Source organism: Streptomyces flavovariabilis, from assembly GCF_000725785.1.
Taxonomy (GTDB): Bacteria; Actinomycetota; Actinomycetes; order Streptomycetales; family Streptomycetaceae; genus Streptomyces; species Streptomyces hawaiiensis.
Window position 1 is genome coordinate 161,205 of the sequence record NZ_JNXD01000016.1, and the last position, 17,463, is coordinate 178,667.

The following is a 17,463-nucleotide window of genomic DNA, read 5'->3' on the forward strand; positions in this document are numbered from 1 at the left end:
GTCCGCTCCACTCCACGCTTTGTTGCTGCGTCACTGGCACGGGTGCCCGGCAGCACATGTCAACCGCGGTCTGCGGCGCGCCACCGACTCGTCAAGCGGCGTGGCGCCGCTGCTCCGAGGTGCGCGCTGGAGTGTCCCGCCCTCCGCGGACGAGCCGCAGGTGACGGCGGGTGCCGGCGTGACGCGGCACGCCGGAAGCGCGGAACAGCCGCTCCTCCCACCAGGCCATACCGGCCAACAGCCCCCCGAGCGCGGGCAGCAACAACACGGCCACAGCGACGATCACAGCCGATCACCCCTCCTCGTGTCTCGCCGGCCGAGTGCCCCGTCACGACATGGCCGATGAAGGGGAGGGCGTGAAGGTCGTGTGACCACCGCTCGCGAACTCACGCGCGGTTCCGGCAGGAGGAAGCGCGAAAGTGCTTCTCCTCAGGGTAATGACAGCTTCGCGCCAACTCCACTTCGGTTTTCAGGCTCTCTGGCCCTGCAAGCGCTGAGTTAACCCCGCAAACGACTTTGCCAAGTTAACGTGTTCTTGACTCACCTTTGACCGACCATTGGTACGGGCAAAAGGTAATGGGGCTGTCTGGAGGAGGGCGCATGTTCCGAGGTGTGGAGTCCCGGACCCTGGTTCCCCTCTCACCGCCGTCCTCGTCGCTCTCCAGTACGTCGAATTCACGACGCCCTTCGCATCCGCGCAAACAACCCGTCATGCCAAGGCCAAAGCTCTGTTTCTTCTGCACCGGCAAAGAGCACCCCACTCCCTAGCCCGGTAAGTCCGACGTGCACCCCCACGGCGCGCCAGGAGGTCCCCCCACCATGCAATCCATCGACAACGCCCGCTTATGCGGACAGCGTCCTGACCACTCCGGCACTTTCGAGACGCGGTGAGGGAGTTGATGACCATGCCGGCCAAGTTTCCTTACCTGCGGCAGGACTTCCTCGCGTCCATCGTCGTCTTCCTGATCGCCGTACCGCTGTGCGTCGGCGTGGCGGTCGCCTCCGGCGTCCCGGCCGAACTCGGCCTCGTCACCGGCATCGTCGGCGGCCTCGTCGCCGGGTTGATGCCCGGCAGCAGTCTTCAGGTGTCCGGACCCGCCGCCGGCCTGACCGTGATCGTCTTCGAGGCCGTCAGCGAGTTCGGCGTGGGCACGCTCGGCGTGATCGTGCTGTTCGCCGGTCTGCTCCAGCTCGCCATGGGCTACCTGAAGATCGGCCGCTGGTTCCGGGCGATCTCCGTCTCCGTCGTCGAGGGCATGCTCTGCGGCATCGGTCTCGTGATCATCGCCGGCCAGATCTACGCGGCGGCGGGCCTGAAGGCGCCGGAGACCGGCATCGGAAAGATCGCGGGTCTGCCCGGGGCATTCGCCGACACGCTCGGCAGTACCGAGGCCCTGACCTCCCTCGCGATCGGCGCGGGCACGATCGCCGTCATCGTGCTGTGGAAGAAGGCGCCGAAGTCGGTGCAGACCGTGCCCGGCGCCCTCGCGGCGGTCGTCCTGGCCACGGTCGCCACCCTCGCCCTCGACCTGCCGGTCGCCACCGTCCGGGTCGAAGGCCTGCTCGGTGTCATCCAGCCGCCCGGCGCCGAAGCCCTCAGCGAGCTGGCCGGCCCGGCCATCTGGGGCACCATCATCGCGTTCGCGCTGATCGCCTCCGCCGAGAGCCTGTTCAGCGCGGCCGCCGTGGACCGGCTGCACGACGGTCCACGCACCCAGTACAACAAGGAGATGATCGCCCAGGGCGCGGGCAACACCCTGTGCGGCCTGCTCGGCGCGCTGCCGATGACCGCGGTGATCGTGCGCAGCTCCGCCAACGTCCACGCGGGCGCGAAGACCAAGGCGTCCCGTGTGCTGCACGGTGTGTGGCTGCTGCTGTTCGCGGCCGCGATGCCGTGGGTCCTGGCCCTGATCCCGATTTCCGCCCTGGCCGGCATCCTCATGCACGCGGGCTGGAAACTGATCCCGTTCCGTCAGATCGCCACGCTGTGGCGGGACCACAAGGGTGAGGCACTCATCCTCGTGATCACGGCCGTCTCGATCGTCGCCGTGAACATGTTCGAGGGTGTGCTCATCGGTCTGGCTCTGGCGATCGTCAAGACGGCCTGGGAGGCTTCACACATCAAACTGGAGGTCATAGACAAGAGCGCCGGTCCGATCCAGGTCTACCTGTCGGGCAACGCGACGTTCCTGCGGCTGCCGAGAATCCTCGAAAGCCTGGAGAACCTGCCGCAGGACCGCCCGGTCGAGCTGGACCTGTCCGGCCTGCACCACCTCGACCACGCCTGCCGTACGGCCCTCGAGTCCTGGGCGGAGCGGCACAGTGCGGCCGGCACGGAACCGGTGAAGGTCACCGAACCGGTGAAGTACGCGTAACGGCCCGAAGGGCAGGCCGTGGGGAGCCGGCGACGGGAAGGGAGCCACCCCCAGGCGGTTCCGGCAGGGGGGGGCGCCGCCGTCGACGATCCGCGTCGAGCGGGATCAGAGCAGGCGCCGCACCCCAGGGCGCGGCGCCGCTCACCTGCCTGCGGGGCGTGCACCGTTCCCCGGGAGGCGAAACGCTCAAGCTATGTGCCGGTCACGGGGGAGTGCAGGGGTAGTTGTTGCCGGTGCCCAGCACGATGGAATTGATCGGGCTCAGATTCTGGACGCTCCCGTAGGGCGCCGCGAAGATGATGGTGTTGCCTCTGCCGGTGCCGTTGTAGCCGGTGCACAGCTCCACCCAGGCGCCGCCGTACTGGTTGTTCACCACGTAGTGGTCGCCGAACTGATTGCTGAGGTTGTGTGCACCGTAGGCCCAGTACACACCACCGCTTTGGATACCGGAGTTCGGGTCGGCATTGTTGTAGATGCACACGGCTCCGTACGGGCACCCGTAATAGGTGGCGTTGGAACTCGCGGACGCGGGTCCGGCGGTGACGGCCACGACCGACCCCGCTACCGCGACGGCCGAAACCGCCATCCTCACGAATCTGGTGAAAATCGCAAGTACCTCCTTGTAGTGACGCGCGTGAACTAGAAGGTGAGGTTCCAGGTATCGATCCGCCCGGTGTCCTGTGTCGCGATGTCGCGGACGCGCAGTTTCCACGTACCGGACGCGGTCTCCGACGAGGCGTCGACGGTGTACGGCTTCACCACGTCGTCCCCGCTGTCGCCGTCGGCGAAGTCCTCCAGGGAGTAGACCGATCCGTCAGGGGCGACGAGCGACAGCACCAGGTCGCCGCGGTACGTGTGCTTGACGTCCACACCGACCTTCAACGCGGCCGGGGCGTTGCCCGGCACACCGGTCACGGTGATCGGTGACTCCACCGTGGCGTTGTCGGCGACGGCGACGTCGGTGGCGTTGTCGAAGTACCGGCCGGGCTGCGGCGCGGTGCCACCGACGGCCTTCAGCGCGTCGACCTGACCGTCCCCGAAGAAGGCGTTCTTCGCGGTGGTGCCGGTGCAGCGGCTGTCGGACGGGCACGCGGTGTCCGTGGCCTGGGTCCCCAGGCGCGCGCGCAGTTCCGCGGGGGTGGCGGCCGGATCGGCACTCTTCAGCAGCGCGGCGACACCGGCCACATGCGGTGAGGCCATCGAAGTGCCGTTCATGTTCCCGTACTTGCCGCCGGGGAGCGTGGAGTAGACGCCGTAGGCTCCGTCACCGCCCGGGGCCGCGACATCGATGACGTCCCTGCCGAAGTTGGAGTATGACGCCTTGATGTTCCCGTTGCCCATCGCCCCGACGGTCACGACGCCTGGCAGCTCCGTCGGGATGTCGACGCAGGCGTTCGTGATGGTGCGGTTGACGGGGGTCGAGTCGTTCGGGCTGGAACTGTCAGTGCGCTTGTTCGCCAGGTCGTAGTTGGAGTTGCCCGCTGCCGCGACCTGGAGCGAGCCCTTGCCCTCCGCGTACTCCTGTGCCCGGCGCACACCCTCGATGATGGCCGCCTGGTCCGGGTCGTCGGGGCAGTTGAACATCCACGGGTCCGTGTAATAACTGTTGTTGGTGACGTCGAAACCGCGGTCACCGGCCCACATGAACCCGCAGATGGTGTTCTCGGCGAAGAACATGCTGGTGCCCGGCTCCGCGATGCGCACGGAGGCGAGCGTCACGCCCGGCGCGACGCCGACCACTCCCTTGCCGTTCTTCGCGGCGGCGATGGTGCCCGCCACATGGGTGCCATGGGTGCCGACGTCACGCCAGGCTCCGGCGCGGGTGTCGGCCTTGCCGTAGGCGCAGGAGACGGAGTCGGCAGCGTCGAAGTTGGGCGCGATGTCCTGGTGACGGTCGTCCACTCCGGTGTCGAGGACACCCACCTTGACGGACGGCGAGCCGGTGCTGACGGCCCAGGCCTTGTCGGCGTTGATCCTGGTCATGTCCCACCGCGCGGTCTCGGTGAGACTGGTGGGCGACTGCCCGGGAGCACCCGGCAGAGTGGGGGAGTAGGCATCCGCGGGGACGTCCGAGGTGCGGGTCGCGCCGACCTTCTGCACGCCCGCGACGGAACGCATCGCGGTGGCGAAGCCGGCCGAAGAGGAGTGTGCGACCACCACGCCGATCGCGTCGTAATGCGCGAAGACCGAACCGCCCTTCCCCGCGACGGCGTTGCGTACGGCCGAGGTGTCACCGGGAGCGGTGATGACGAGGTAGGAGCGGGTGCCGGCGGCGATCTGGGCGGGCGCGGCGGCGCGGGCCGCGGCCGGGCCCGGCGGAAGGCCGGTGTCCGCGTCGGCCGCGCCGGCGGGTGTGGCGAGCGCGAGAGCCGCTCCGACGGCGGCGACGGGCAGCAACGACCGTCTGAGACGGCGCTGGGGTGTGCGGGGGGTTGTCACAGCATCCTCCGAGAGCCCGGGGCAAGGGGTGGCGCCGACCGGGCCATGGGCTGAATGGGTCGACGCAAGATTTCAGATGAGGGCATGACAAGGGAAGGGTCTGAGGCTCATCGATCGCCCTGAGTGGACAAATAGTCGACTCCGCTCCGGATCGGTCCGGCATCGGCGTTCGGCGGACCATGCCCAGGCCGGCATCGAGCGAGTGGAGACCACGCAGAGGCCAGGCGGGCGGGCGGTGGACCGCACGGCGGAAGGCGGCCCGCCCGGTGTCGACTGTCGAGCCCGGGCAGTGGCCGTATCGACGGCACGCCCCACGTAGCCTCTTTCTCGTGTCATCCTCCCGTCTTCATCGCGTCGCCGTCCTTGTGCTCGAGGGTGCGAAGCCGCTCGATGTCGGCATTCCCGCGCAGGTTTTCGCGACCCGCGCGAGCATGCCGTACGAGGTGCGGGTGTGCGGGGCGGCACCCGGTCTCGTGACCGGCGGCGACGGCCTTTCGTACTCCGTCGCCCACGGCCTGGACGCGTTGACGTGGGCCGACATCGTCTTCGTCCCCGGCTACCGGCACCCGGACCGAGAGGACCCTCCGCAGGCTGTGGTCGATGCGCTGATCGCCGCTCATGCCCGGGGCGCGCGGCTCGCCGCCATCTCCACCGGGGCCTTCGCGCTCGCCGCCACGGGCCTGCTCGACGGCAGGCGCGCCACGACGCACTGGCACTACACGCGAGCACTCACGGCGAGGCATCCGCTCATCCGGGTCGACGAGAACGTCCTGTTCGTCGACGAGGGCAGCGTGCTCACCTCGGCCGGCGCCGCCTCCGGCATCGACCTGTGCCTGCACATCCTGCGCGGTGACCTCGGAGTGGCCGCCTCGAACCACGCGGCCCGCCGACTGGTCGCGGCCCCCTACCGCAGTGGCGGCCAGGCCCAGTACGTGCCGCGCAGCGTGCCCGAGCCGCTCGGCGAGCGCTTCGGGGCCACCCGCGAGTGGGCGCTGCACCGGCTCGGCGAACCCCTCTCCCTCGACCTGCTGGCGCGGCAGGCCGGCGTCTCGGCGCGCACGTTCTCCCGGCGCTTCGTCGAGGAGACCGGCTACACGCCGATGCAGTGGGTGATGCGCGCCCGCATCGACCTGGCCCGCGAACTGCTGGAGCGCTCCGAGCGCAGCGTCGAACAGATCGCCGCCGACGTCGGGCTCGGTACCGGCGCGAACCTGCGCCTGCACTTCCAGCGGATCCTGGGCACCACCCCGAGCGAATACCGGCGCACCTTCACACAGGGCGAGTAACACCCTGGCGGGATCCTTTTGAACCATGGCGATCGCGCCACTGTCGGCGGCGTGAGCCGCAGGCGAGCCTGGTGGCGAAGGGAAGGGACATCACCTATGACTCGCATCGCCATCAACGGATTCGGCCGCATCGGACGCAATGTGCTGCGCGCCCTGCTGGAGCGCGACAGCGCCCTCGAGATCGTCGCCGTCAACGACCTCACCGAGCCCGCCACGCTCGCCCGGCTGCTCGCCTACGACAGCACGGCCGGCCGCCTCGGGCGCCCGGTGTCCGTCGAGGGGAACGCCCTCGTCGTCGACGGCCGCCGGATCACAGTGCTGGCCGAGCGCGAGCCGGCGCAGCTGCCCTGGGCCGAACTCGGCGTCGACATCGTCCTGGAAGCCACGGGCCGTTTCACCTCGGCCAAGGCCGCCCGCGCCCACCTCGACGCGGGCGCGAAGAAGGTGCTCGTCAGCGCGCCGTCGGACGGCGCCGACGTCACCCTCGCGTTCGGGGTCAACACCGACGCCTACGACCCGGACCTGCACACGATCGTCTCCAACGCCTCCTGCACCACCAACGCGCTCGCCCCGCTGGCGAAGGTGCTCGACGACCTCGCGGGCATCGAGCACGGATTCATGACGACGGTGCACGCTTACACGCAGGAGCAGAACCTGCAGGACGGCCCGCACCGCGACGCCCGTCGCGCCCGTGCGGCCGGCGTCAACATCGTGCCGACCACGACCGGCGCCGCCAAGGCGATCGGCCTGGTGCTGCCGAGCCTGGACGGCAAGTTGTCGGGCGACTCGATCCGCGTACCGGTACCGGTGGGCTCGATCGTCGAACTCAACACCACGGTCGCCCGCGATGTGACCCGCGACGACGTGCTCGCCGCCTACCGTGCCGCGGCGCAGGGACCGCTCGCCGGCGTCCTCGAGTACTCCGAGGACCCGCTGGTCTCCTCCGACATCGTGGGCAATCCCGCCTCATCGATCTTCGATTCGGCTCTCACCCGCGTCGACGGCCGTCACGTGAAGGTGGTCGCCTGGTACGACAACGAGTGGGGCTTCTCGAACCGAGTGATCGACACGCTGCAGTTCCTCGCCACCCGCTGACCGCACCGAGGCCCACGCCGTCGAGGAACCGTATGCCGAGGGTGTGCGCTGCCGCGTCGTGCAGCGCCTGACGGGTGAGCGAACCGCGCTGCTGTGGTACATCGGTACGTCACTGAACACCGCAGCAGGATCCGCGTTGCATGGCGCGGGCGGTCTCCAGCCAGGTGGTGCCGTGCGGTGGACGGGCATGGCCGGCCTGGCGGAGCGCGGTCAGGTCGGCCTGCCGGCGGGGAAGGCCGTCGTGGATGGACCAGTGGGGTGGTCGGCGGGCTTGTCGGTCAGGCGGCGAGCCGGCCCTGCGGGGGTGCCGTCGTCGGTGACGGGCAGGGCCCACAGTACGGATTCGGCGATCAGGGCCATCCATCGGCCGTCGGGTGACCAGACGGGCCCGGCTGCGACACGGTCGGACAGTGACTGGTGCGGGGCGGGCAGGTGGTGCCGTTCGCTGCCGGTGTCCGTCGGTCAGCCGGCGCAGACCGGTGCCGTCGCTGCGCAGCGACCACAGGTGGAAGCCTCCGCCGCGATAGCCGCACACCGCGATCGTCTCGCCGTCCGGTGAGAGAGCCGGACGTGTGGCTTCCAGCGGCCAGTCCGTCAACTGCCGGGCGCCCCCGCCTGCCTGCGGGATGCTCCAGAACACGCCCTGGACCTCGGCGATCAGCGCCTGGCCGCTACCGCTGGTGGTGACCGAGCCCCCGGTGATCGCACGGTAGGTGACCACCGATGTCGGGTCACCGGAGACGGTCGCCGGAGCATCCACCGGTGCGATACCGGGCGCAAGGCCGGCTGTCAGGCCGGCGGTGGAGTTGAGGAAGCCGCGGCGGCTGATGAAACCGGCACTCACGACGGTTCGCCTCCTCGGGCGATCGGACGCTGCGTTCCGCTGGGCGCATCTGCCCGTGTCCTGCCGGAAGCCGGGGCCAGGGCTGACCACACGGCATCCGGGCGCAGGGGCAGGGTGCGGATGCGGACGCCGAGGGCGCGGTGAACAGCGTTGGCGAGTGCCGGGGCGATGGGGTTGATGGCCAGTTCGGCGAGGGGTCTGGGGGCAGTTGCGCTGTCGTGGTCGATGAGCTGGACATGGGTGGGGGGATGGTCCCCGAGGCGGGGGATGATGTAGGAACGCAGGTCGGGTGTGGTGATGTGGCCGTCGGGGCCGGTGGACAGTTCTTCGCTGAGGGTGCAACCGAGGCATTGGACGACAACTCCTTCGATCTGGGCGCGGCTTTGTTCGGCGTGGATGACGCGTCCGGCGTCGGCGATGTGCACGCTGTCGAGGACGCTGATGATGCCGGTGTCCGGGTTCACGCAGACGCGGAACCACTGGGCGCTGACTGACAGGGTCAGGTCACGGTCAGCGTCTTCCGCGGCGGCCGTGGCGTCGGCTTGCAGGCGCAGGCCGGCCGTCTGGGCGTAGCGGTGAACGCCGGTGAGTGGCAGGGCCGTTCCGGCGCAGTGAACGGCGTCCTTGGTGAGACGGCAGTTCTCTGGTGGGGAGTCGGTGATGGCGGCTGCTGTGTCGATGAGGAGCCCGGCGAGTTCTTGGCAGGCGCGGGTCACGGCCTGGCCGGTGAGGGGCACGGCGCTGGAGGCGAAGCCCCCGGTGTCGTGTTCGAGGAGGTCGGTGTCGCCTTGGCGCAGCCGGACGCGTGCCGTGCTGGTTCCCAGCGTCCGGGCGGCGATGAGGCACAGGGCGGCGCCGGCGCCGCTTCCGAACTCCGGGGCCCCGGTGGTGAGGTCGTAGCAGCCGTCGGCGGCCAGTGATGCCTTCGCCCGGGCGATGTGGCCGTCGGCCGGCACGCTGTGATGGGCGGCGATGGCCAGGCCCTCACCGACGTGGCACCCGGCTGGGGCAGGGCGCTCGCGCTCGAGACAGCGGTCCTCGCGTGCCTGCCTCAGGGCGTGGAGTACGTCGTTCAGGGCGCTTCCCATGAGGGCGTGTTGCCCGCCCACGCCGGGAAGGGCCGCCCGGTCTGCGGGGCGCAGGCAGGCCCGCTCCCGCATGGTCAGCGGATCCAGGCCGAGGCGGTGGGCGATGTCGTCGAGAGCGGATTCGACGGCGAAGACGATCTGCGCCGCGCCGTAGCCGCGGAACGCGCCGGAGGGAACGTTGTGGGTGCGCACGCTGTAGGCGTCCACTGTCAGGTTCGGACACCGGTAGGGAGCGAGCCCTTCCGCGCAGCCGGTCTCCAGCACGCCGGGGCCGTGATTGCCGTACGCGCCCGTGTCGGCGAGCACGTGGATCTTCATCGCGGTGAGCGTGCCGTCTCGGCGCGAGCCGATGGTCACTCCGGTGCGGAAGGGATGCCGGGTGGTGGTCGCGGTGAGTTCCTCGGTGCGGGAGAGTTCCAGCTGCACCGGGCGCCCGGTGTGCAGGCAGGCGAGGGTGGTGATGTCCTCGGTCAGGACCTCTTGCTTGCCGCCGAACGCACCGCCCATGCGGCCCGTGGTGACCCGTACCTGCTCCAGGCCGAAGCCGAAGATGTCACACAGGCGCCGGCGCACCAGGTGCGGGGCCTGCGTGGAGGTGTGCACCCGCAGCCGTCCTTCGCCGTCCGTCCAGGCCCGGGTGGCGTGGCATTCCAATGTGGTGTGCTGTACCCGTTGGGTGGTGAAGGTGTGGTCGTAGACGGTGTCGGCCTCTGCCAGGCCGCGGTCGACGTCGCCCGTGGACCGGTGCAGGTGCGCGATCACGTTGGGCCCGTCGCCCACCCGCACGGCACCGGGCCGCATCGCCTCCTGAGCGGTGCCGACTTCGGGAAGCACCTGGTAGGTGACGCGGACCAGACGACAGGCCTCCTGGGCCAGGGCGAGACTGTCGGCGGCGACGGCGGCGACGCGCTGGCCGACATGGCGCACCACATCGTCAAGGACTCGCAGGTCGGCCGGGTCGTCCTCGGTCCGCTCATGCAGCGCCGTGGAGAAACGGATCGCGGGAGCGTGCCGGTGGGTGAGGACGGCGTGCACGCCCGGCACGGCGAGCGCGGCGCGGGTGTCGATGTCCAGGATGCGGGCGTGCCGATGCGGTGAGCGCACCAGGGCCAGGTGCAGCATCCCGACCGGCTCGGGGCCGTCGAGGGTGAAGCGCGCGGCGCCGGTGACGACATCGTGTGCGGCCGGGTCCGTCGAGCCGGGAGCGCGCTGAGACACGTACGATCGTGTGCCGTGCTCGGATACGGCCCGTACTGCCCGGCTGATCGACCCGTAGCCGGTGCAGCGGCACAGATTCCCTTTCAACGCCTGTGAAGGGTCGTCCAGTTGGCTTTGGCTCAGGGCCGCGGTGGTCATGACGAATCCTGGCGTGCAGTAGCCGCACTGGAATCCCTGGGTCCGGACGAACGCCTCCTGAACCGGATGCAGGATGCCGTCGGCGCCGAGGCCTTCGACGGTGGTCACCGTGCGGCCGTCGACGCGGTGAGCGGGATACAGGCAGCTGTGCACGGCCATGCCGTCCACATGCACGGTGCACGCCCCGCAGTCCCCGCTGTCGCAGCCCTTCTTCACCCCCGTCCAGCCCTGCTCGCACAGGTAGGTGCGCAGACACTGTCCTGGCAGGGGCGGCTGATCGCTGCCACGGCCGTTGACGCATACGCTGAAGGACACCGGGGTCTACCTCTCCTCGGCTAGGGCGCTGCGGACCTCTTCCGCCAAGTGCACGGCCAGGTGCCGACGCCAGGGCGGCCGCCCGTGGGCATCGTCGAGGAGGAGACGGCGGGGGAGCGCCGACAGCAGGCGGCCGCGCAGCTCGTCGGGAGACGGCGCGCACGTGAAGGAGACGGCCACCGGCCGGGTCGTGGCGGCGGTGACCGCGACGGTCAGCCGTCCTTCCGGCCCGCCCCGGATGCCGGTGACCAGGGCCACTGACCTGCCCCACGTGTGCGTAGCCACTCTGCGCATCACACTGTGCGCGGCAAGTGCGCCGGCGGGCAGCGTGAGCGAGCGCAGCAGTTCACCCGGAGCCAGCACGGTGGACCCGGGTCCGGAGACGAAGTCTCGGACGGGTACGGCACGTTCCGCTCCGTCCAGGGCGCGTACCCGGCAGGTGCCGTTCAGCGCCACGGCCATGGAGATCATGGGTCCGGCCGGCAGGGCGGCGCACAGGTTGCCTCCTACCGTCGCGGTGTTCCATACCTTGAAGGAGGACGAGAACGCCCGGCAGCAACCGGCGATCAGCGCTCGCCCCGACGGCCACGGTGCGCCGGGCGTTTCGGCGAAGGCCAGCAACTCGCTGACGGTGCAGGTGGCAGCCACCTCGATCCCGGCCTCGGTCAGGGTGAGCGGCGGCCAGCCATGGGCGGTCAGATCGCGCAGTCGCCGCAGACCGGGTCGGGGCTCGGCGAACAGAGTGGTGCCGCCGGCCAGCCATGCATCCCCCTGCCGCCAGGGCAACGCGCTCTGTCCGTCGACGATTTCACGCACCGCCGTCAAGTCCATGGCACTCTCCCAGGCTTCGCCTCGGTCAGGCGGTGACGAGATCGCCGGTGACAGACAGTCCGTCGACCTGGCCGGGCGTGACGATGGCGAGCTCGTCGTCGTGGCGCGTGCCCGGCTGCCACTGACCACCGGCCGGCGCGACCGTGGCGATGTCGGGCACGGGGCCGCGGGTCCAAGTCCAGGGGGTCATCACCCGGGGACGCCGGCCGTCCCGAACGGGCAACGGCCACCCCGACGGTGAGGACGCCCTCCCGGACCGTATGTGACTCGCTCATCTTGCTCCCTGCACGATCTCCCGGCCGGCAATCGGCCCTGGGTGCACAGCTAGGCTCCCCGGCGGCCATGCCCGGCAAGGGGGCCGATCGGGTGATGCGGAGACGCCGGGCGGCGACAGGAGCACCCGTGACCGCCGCCCGGCATCATCGCGTGATCCATCGGTCTGTACGGCGTCGTCACCGGCCCACCGGATCGCCGTCGGCACCGTCGTTCCGGCTGCGGAGCATCACGTGGCCGCCATGATGCAGCGGCGTGTTCAACCGCAGACGGGTCGTCTCGTGGCCTGTCTGCGCGTCGACGATGTGTACTTCGCCGTGGCCGCCGCGGGTGACGGCGACCCAGTCGGCGCCGGGTGAGGCGGCCACGGCCCGGCGCTGGACGCCTTCCCAGGGAGTGCCGCCGCGACGCGGTGCGCCGTCCATCACGGGTAGCGGGAGGCGGCGGACGGTGTCGTCGGCGCCCAGGAGGATCAGTTCGTCGCCATCAGGGTGGATGCGGGTGAACGCGGTGTGGTTCCGGGCGAGGGCCAGCCGGAAGACCAGTCCGGGACCGAGGTCCGTCAGGAAGGTGCGACCGGTTGCCAGATCGTGGCGCCATGCCTGGTTGGTCCACTCCGGCCACCGCAGCGGGTCGGGAGCGCCGCCGCGCAGTGTGCTCCACAGTGCCGGCCGCCGGGTGTCGAGGCGCAGGTACCAGCCCCGGGCGGGCGATTCCCACGGGATCACGGCCTCGGCCACGAGGGTGTTGTCCTTCCTCCGGGCCCGGTGCACCCCCTCGCCGGTGGCCACGAACACGTGCCCCGAGTCGGGTGCCTGTGCGTCCCCGTGTCCGTCATCGGGCAGCGGCAGGAGTTCGTGGGGCGGGACCACGGGGCAGCCGGGCGGAGCCGCGAGCAGATCCGCGAACCGGTGTGCGGTCAGCGCCCCGGGTTCCCGGTGCCGCAGCACGACCAGCGGGTCGCCGCCGCCCAGCACCGTCACGCCTGGCTCGCCGACCCGCGTGCGTACGCGTGCGGTCGCGTCGGCGGCCAGGTCGACGACCGTCAGCAGGTCCGACCACGGTTCGGTGTTCTTGCCCAGGCCGGTGGTCACGGCCAGCCGGCGGCCGGCCGGGTCGCAGGCGAGGTGCTCGGCCGGGACGGCGACCGGCACGGCGCGTTCCACGAGCTTCTCGCCGAAGGGATCGAGTACCAGCAGTTCCCCCCGGCGGTCGTCGACACAGGCCACCCGCCCTCCGGACAGGGCCAGGAACCCGGCGTGCTCTGAGAGATGACGGCCGGTGAGACGTCCGGTGACGGTGCCGTCCGGCACGGTCACCACGTGGACGGATCCGTCCACGTGGTCGGAGACGAGCAGGACGGGTGCGGCAGTGGGCATGGGTCCTCCGGAAACCTGTTTGCTGAAAACGATTATCATGTATCTTCGGTGCGTTCCCGGCACCTGAGAAGAAGCGAGGGCATCGATGCTGCGCTCACCGTCGAGATTCGTCCGCAGTTGGATCGCCGCGGCATTGGTGGGTTCCGTGCTGGTCGGCTGCGGCTCGTCGTCCGACGAGCCCGCGAGTGACAAGGCCGGGCCCGCGGCGAGGACCGAGGTCACCGTCGAACCCATCAAGGCGTCGACGGAAGTGACCGACACGAACGGCGTCAAGGTCTCCTTGAAGAAGGAACCCGAGCGCATCGTCTGCCTGTTCGCGCTCTGCGACGACATCCTGACCGAACTGGGCATCGTCCCGACGGCCACCAACAGCGCGCTGCTCTCCCACCCCGGTTTCCTCGGGGAGGAGAAGGCCAAGAAGGCCGACGTCATCCCCGGGGGATTCATCGCCCCGGAGGTGGAGGCGATCCTGTCCCACAAGCCCGACCTGGTCATCGGGCTGGGGGACACCCACGGCAAGCTCGCCCCCGCCCTGAAGGGCGCCACCACGTTCTGGCCCATGCAGCCCGAGACCTGGGAGGACAGCGTCGGCTACCTGCGCGACGTCGCCGCCCTGACCGGCCGCACCGCACAAGGCGAAAAGGCCGAGAAGGCCTTCCGCGCCAAGCTGGCCGACGCCGAGAAGACGCCGAGCGACAAGACCGCGCTCATCATCTACGGCAGTGACGAGAACTTCGGCGTCGCCACCCCGGAGGCCGACGTGACCGCCAGCCTGTTCCCCAAGATCGCCGAATACCCCTGGAAGTCCCGTGGTGTAGAGGGCAGTTACAGCCTGGAGGAGATTCTCGCTCAAGGCGTGGACGTGCTGTTCGTCGAGACGATGAGCTTCGGCGGCGCGGACGGCAAGCTCTCGGAGAAGCTGGCCGCGAATCCCCTCTGGAGCAAGATCCCGGCGGTGAAGAACGGCGACGTCCACGAAGTGAACTCGGAGGTGTGGGCCAAGGGACGCGGCACCCGTTCGCTGGGCATCGTCCTCGACGAGGCCACGGCCGCGCTGCGGTGAGGACACCCCTGCCGGTCCCCGCCCCGGTCCCCGCCGAGGCGGGCGGACGGCGGCCGTCGCCCGGTACATCCAGGTGGCAACCCCTCCTGGTGGTCGTCCTGCTGGCCGCATCCTCGGTCTGTGCGCTGAGCCTCGGCACTCCCTACGTCCCGCCGCACCGGCTGGTCGGCGCGGTACTGGAGGGGGACAGCAGCCTCGCCGGGATCGTCGTCACCGAACTCCGCGTGCCTCGCCTGGTGCTGGCGCTCGTCGCCGGTGCGTGTCTGGGGGCGGCCGGACTGGTGCTGCAGGAAGCACTGCGCAATCCCCTGGCGGTGCCGGAGATGCTGGGTGTGTCGTCCGGGGCCGCGTTGGGCGTGGCCGCTCCTCTGGTGCTGACCCTGTCCCTGCCCGCCGCCGTCCAGCCTCTGCTGGCCATCGGCGGGGCCGCGCTCGGCGGTGGGCTGACCCTGCTCGCCGCCGGGCTGGGCCGCAGCCCGTCCGCCGTACTGCTGACCGGCGCCGCGGTCGCTGCCGCGTTGCAGGCCGCGCTGCTCGTGCTGATGGTCATGGCCGACCAGCTCGACCTCCAACTCATCTACCGCTATCTGCTCGGTTCCCTGTCCGCCCGGACCTGGGACGACATCGCTGGGCTCTGGCCGTGGCTGCTCGTCGCGGTCCCCGCCCTCGTGCTGTGCGCGCCGGTGCTGTCGGTGATGCGGCTGGGCGACGAGGACGCCGAGGCGCTGGGCGTGCGCGCCCAGCGGGCGCGGCTCGCGGCGCTGGCCATCGCCGTGCTGCTGATCGCCCCGGTGACGGCCGTGTGCGGTCCGGTCGCCTGGGTGGGTTTCCTCGCCCCGCATCTGGCCCGGTGGTTCAGCCCCGCGGCCGGGGCGGTGCGCTGGCTTCCGTGGTCGGCCGCCTGGGGTGCCGCCGTCGTGATGGCCGCCGATGTCCCGGCCCGGCTGGCGCTGGCGCCCGTGGAAACCCCGGCCGGTGCCTGGACGGCCCTGCTGGGGGTGCCGGCCGGGATCGCTCTGATGCGGTCGGGTGGCCGCGGCCGGGCCGGCCGGCGCGCGCCGGCCGGCCCGGCCGCTGTGCGCGGGGCGCTGCACGCGCCGCGGGCGGCTGTCTCCGGCGCCGAGGCCGGAGTCCCTCGCTCCGGGGCGGCGGACGACGCTCGCCGAGACCTGCCCGGGGCCGGCGGCGCCTGCCTGCCCCCTTCCCCGCAGACCGGAACGGAGGACCCGCGGTGACCCGGCGTTTCACGGCGCTCGCGGCACTGGCCGTCGTATGCGCCGGCCTGGAACTGGTGGCCGGGCGCGGTATGTCCCCGGGGGTGGTCTGGGACGTCGTCAACGGTGGCGGCGACGCGACGGAACGCCACATCTTCTTCCAACTGCGCCTGCCCAGACTGCTGGTGTCCCTCGGTGCGGGCGCGTGCCTGGCCGTGGCGGGGCTGGTCCTTCAGTCCGCGCTGCGCAACCCGCTCGCCGGGCCAGAGGTGACGGGCGTGACGCCGGGCGCGGTCCTCGGGGCCGTCACCGCGACCGCCCTGGGCCTCGCCGGGTGGGACTCGCCGCTGGCCGTCGTCCTCGCGGCTTGTACGGGCGGGTGTGCCGGCGCTGCGCTGCTGTGGCTGCTCGCCGGCCGCGGCCGGGGCGATCCGGCACAGACCGCTGTGCACGGGGTGCTGGTGTCGGCGGTGCTCGGCGGGCTCACCGCCATGGTGCTCCTGGTGGAGCCGGGTGAACTCGGCAGCGTCGTGCAGTGGTTGGTGGGCACCACCGAGGGCCGGGTGTGGCAGCACTGGCACCTGCTGTGGCCGTGGGCGCTTCTCTGGGGGGCCGCGGCCTGGCTGATGGCCGGGCCGCTGACCCTGCTGCGCTGCGGGGACGACATCGCCCTCACGGCCGGCCTGTCCGCTCGGCGGGCGCGGACGCTGGCCCTGCTGTGCGCGGTGGCGCTGACGGCCGGTGCGGTGGCCGCCGTCGGGGCGCTGGGCTTCGTGGGTCTGCTCGTTCCGCATCTGGCCGTGGCCGTTTTCGGCGCGGATCTGCGGGTGAGCCTCCCCGGTGCCGCCCTCGTGGGCGCGGTCGTGGTGTGCGGGGCGGATGCCGCCGCGCAGTTGTCCTCGCGTCTGCTGGCCCAAGGGCTGGACTCCGGACGGCTCACGCTGCCGGTCGGAGCGCTCACCGCCTGCCTCGGCGCCGCGCTGCTGCTGGTCGTCGTGCGCCGCACACCGAGCCGTACGTTCTGAAGCCGACTTAAGGACAGAGCATGACCGAGTCCGTGGGGATCCATGTCGAGGGGGTCCGTTTCGGCTACCCCGGACGACCCGTTCTGAGGGGCGTCGACATGACCGTCCGGCCGGGCGAACTGACCGCCCTCATCGGCCTGAACGGCTGCGGCAAGTCGACCCTGCTGCGGCTGGCCGCCGGACTGCTGCGACCGGACGAGGGGCGCGTTCTGCTCGGTGGGGACGATCTCGTCCGCCTCTCGAGGCGCGCCACGGCCCGCAGGGTGGCGCTGCTGCACCAATCGGCCCCAGGGGTCCCGGGCATGACGGTGTGCCAGCTCGTGCGTCAGGGGCGGTACGCCGCACGCGGACCGCTCGGCATGCTGCGCGAGGGGGACGACCCCGTCGTGCGGCGGGCGCTGCGCGATGTGGGAGTGGAGCAGTGGGCCGAGCGTGACGTCGACGCGCTGTCGGGAGGTGAGCGGCAGCGGGTGCGGCTCGCGATGGCGCTCGCGCAGGACACCCGCGTCCTGCTGCTCGACGAGCCGACCACCTACCTGGATCTGCACCACCAACTCGACGTGCTGCAGACCGTGGTGCGTCTGCGCGAGGAGCGCGGACTCACGGTGGTGATGGTGCTGCACGACCTGGCCCACGCGGCCCGGTTCGCCGAGCGGATCGTCGCCCTGCGGGAGGGCGTTGTGGTGGCCGACGGGACGCCGAAGCGGGTCGTCACGCCGGGGTTGCTGGCGGAGGTGCTGAAGGTGGCCGGCCGGGTCGGCGAGGATCCCGAGGGAGGCTGGCCGGTGTGTTATCCAGATCACCCCATCGCAGCTCTAGAATATGAAAATCAGATTCATTAGTGTGGCGTCACGGCGCTCACCCGAACGCCGTATCTCCC

The 17,463-nt window shown here is 70.9% G+C and carries 15 protein-coding genes; 7 read left to right on the forward strand and 8 right to left on the reverse strand.

Annotated features, from left to right (window positions below):
* Positions 1 to 91 precede the first annotated feature (91 nt).
* Positions 92 to 286, reverse strand: a complete 195-nt coding sequence (locus IO24_RS0126860) for a hypothetical protein (RefSeq protein ID WP_234335286.1) — start codon at positions 284 to 286, stop codon at positions 92 to 94.
* A gap of 619 nt (positions 287 to 905) precedes the next feature.
* Here IO24_RS0126860 and IO24_RS0126865 point away from each other — a divergent pair.
* Positions 906 to 2,375: a SulP family inorganic anion transporter gene (locus IO24_RS0126865; protein ID WP_037668528.1), complete on the forward strand. Its 1,470-nt coding sequence runs from the start codon at positions 906 to 908 to the stop codon at positions 2,373 to 2,375.
* Between the two features lie 202 nt (positions 2,376 to 2,577).
* Here IO24_RS0126865 and IO24_RS0126870 read toward each other — a convergent pair whose 3' ends face one another.
* Both IO24_RS0126870 and IO24_RS0126875 read right to left on the reverse strand, forming a co-directional pair.
* Positions 2,578 to 2,961: a hypothetical protein gene (locus IO24_RS0126870; protein WP_045296564.1), complete on the reverse strand. Its 384-nt coding sequence runs from the start codon at positions 2,959 to 2,961 to the stop codon at positions 2,578 to 2,580.
* Positions 2,962 to 3,014: 53 nt separating this feature from the next.
* On the reverse strand, positions 3,015 to 4,814 hold the full coding sequence (locus IO24_RS0126875) for a S8 family peptidase (protein ID WP_031139816.1): 1,800 nt from the start codon (positions 4,812 to 4,814) through the stop codon (positions 3,015 to 3,017).
* Between the two features lie 329 nt (positions 4,815 to 5,143).
* On the opposite strand from IO24_RS0126875, the gene IO24_RS0126880 reads away from it, so the two are divergent.
* Together IO24_RS0126880 and gap are read left to right on the forward strand one after the other, a co-directional pair.
* A complete protein-coding gene (locus IO24_RS0126880) occupies positions 5,144 to 6,100 on the forward strand; it encodes a GlxA family transcriptional regulator (RefSeq protein WP_031139818.1) in 957 nt (318 codons plus the stop codon).
* A 96-nt stretch (positions 6,101 to 6,196) separates the two neighbouring features.
* Positions 6,197 to 7,195, forward strand: coding sequence for a type I glyceraldehyde-3-phosphate dehydrogenase (gap, locus tag IO24_RS0126885; RefSeq protein WP_031139820.1), 999 nt, complete (start codon positions 6,197 to 6,199; stop codon positions 7,193 to 7,195).
* A 210-nt stretch (positions 7,196 to 7,405) separates the two neighbouring features.
* Here the strand turns inward: gap and IO24_RS46685 are convergent, their stop codons facing one another.
* The 5 genes from IO24_RS46685 to IO24_RS0126910 all read right to left on the reverse strand — a co-directional run bounded on the left by IO24_RS46685 (position 7,406) and on the right by IO24_RS0126910 (position 13,281).
* Complete coding sequence (locus IO24_RS46685; protein ID WP_244310223.1) at positions 7,406 to 7,555, reverse strand: hypothetical protein; 150 nt, start codon at positions 7,553 to 7,555, stop codon at positions 7,406 to 7,408.
* A gap of 480 nt (positions 7,556 to 8,035) precedes the next feature.
* Positions 8,036 to 10,798 carry a molybdopterin-dependent oxidoreductase gene (locus IO24_RS0126895; RefSeq protein WP_031139822.1) on the reverse strand — a complete coding sequence of 921 codons (2,763 nt, stop codon included), beginning with the start codon at positions 10,796 to 10,798 and terminating at the stop codon, positions 8,036 to 8,038.
* Positions 10,799 to 10,804: 6 nt separating this feature from the next.
* Entirely contained in the window at positions 10,805 to 11,629 is an 825-nt protein-coding gene (locus IO24_RS0126900) for an FAD binding domain-containing protein (RefSeq protein ID WP_031139824.1), read from the reverse strand.
* 25 nt (positions 11,630 to 11,654) lie between these two features.
* Positions 11,655 to 11,789 (reverse strand): hypothetical protein, encoded by a 135-nt coding sequence (locus tag IO24_RS47230; protein WP_267886828.1) that lies wholly within the window; start codon positions 11,787 to 11,789, stop codon positions 11,655 to 11,657.
* Positions 11,790 to 12,081: 292 nt separating this feature from the next.
* Positions 12,082 to 13,281 (reverse strand): YncE family protein, encoded by a 1,200-nt coding sequence (locus tag IO24_RS0126910; protein ID WP_031139826.1) that lies wholly within the window; start codon positions 13,279 to 13,281, stop codon positions 12,082 to 12,084.
* A gap of 85 nt (positions 13,282 to 13,366) precedes the next feature.
* Here IO24_RS0126910 and IO24_RS0126915 point away from each other — a divergent pair, with 85 nt between their 5' ends.
* From IO24_RS0126915 to IO24_RS0126930, 4 genes are all read left to right on the forward strand, one after another.
* Positions 13,367 to 14,344 carry an ABC transporter substrate-binding protein gene (locus IO24_RS0126915; protein ID WP_031139828.1) on the forward strand — a complete coding sequence of 326 codons (978 nt, stop codon included), beginning with the start codon at positions 13,367 to 13,369 and terminating at the stop codon, positions 14,342 to 14,344.
* 101 nt (positions 14,345 to 14,445) lie between these two features.
* On the forward strand, positions 14,446 to 15,579 hold the full coding sequence (locus IO24_RS41040; protein ID WP_045296569.1) for a FecCD family ABC transporter permease: 1,134 nt from the start codon (positions 14,446 to 14,448) through the stop codon (positions 15,577 to 15,579).
* Positions 15,576 to 16,583, forward strand: a complete 1,008-nt coding sequence (locus IO24_RS0126925; RefSeq protein WP_037668495.1) for a FecCD family ABC transporter permease — start codon at positions 15,576 to 15,578, stop codon at positions 16,581 to 16,583. The genes IO24_RS41040 and IO24_RS0126925 overlap by 4 nt, the downstream gene beginning before the upstream one ends.
* A 20-nt stretch (positions 16,584 to 16,603) precedes the next feature.
* A complete protein-coding gene (locus tag IO24_RS0126930) occupies positions 16,604 to 17,425 on the forward strand; it encodes an ABC transporter ATP-binding protein (protein WP_031139835.1) in 822 nt (273 codons plus the stop codon).
* Positions 17,426 to 17,463 lie beyond the last annotated feature (38 nt).

Bases quoted from the DNA above. Each gene is read 5' to 3' on its own strand.
- IO24_RS0126865 (WP_037668528.1), top strand. From the start codon at position 906: ATGCCGGCCAAGTTTCCTTACCTGCGGCAGGACTTCCTCGCGTCCATC.
- IO24_RS0126915 (WP_031139828.1), top strand. From the start codon at position 13,367: ATGCTGCGCTCACCGTCGAGATTCGTCCGCAGTTGGATCGCCGCGGCA.
- IO24_RS0126870 (WP_045296564.1), bottom strand. From the start codon at position 2,961: ATGGCGGTTTCGGCCGTCGCGGTAGCGGGGTCGGTCGTGGCCGTCACC.
- IO24_RS0126930 (WP_031139835.1), top strand. From the start codon at position 16,604: ATGACCGAGTCCGTGGGGATCCATGTCGAGGGGGTCCGTTTCGGCTAC.
- IO24_RS0126900 (WP_031139824.1), bottom strand. From the start codon at position 11,629: ATGGACTTGACGGCGGTGCGTGAAATCGTCGACGGACAGAGCGCGTTG.
- IO24_RS0126910 (WP_031139826.1), bottom strand. From the start codon at position 13,281: ATGCCCACTGCCGCACCCGTCCTGCTCGTCTCCGACCACGTGGACGGA.
- gap (WP_031139820.1), top strand. From the start codon at position 6,197: ATGACTCGCATCGCCATCAACGGATTCGGCCGCATCGGACGCAATGTG.
- IO24_RS46685 (WP_244310223.1), bottom strand. From the start codon at position 7,555: ATGGCCCTGATCGCCGAATCCGTACTGTGGGCCCTGCCCGTCACCGAC.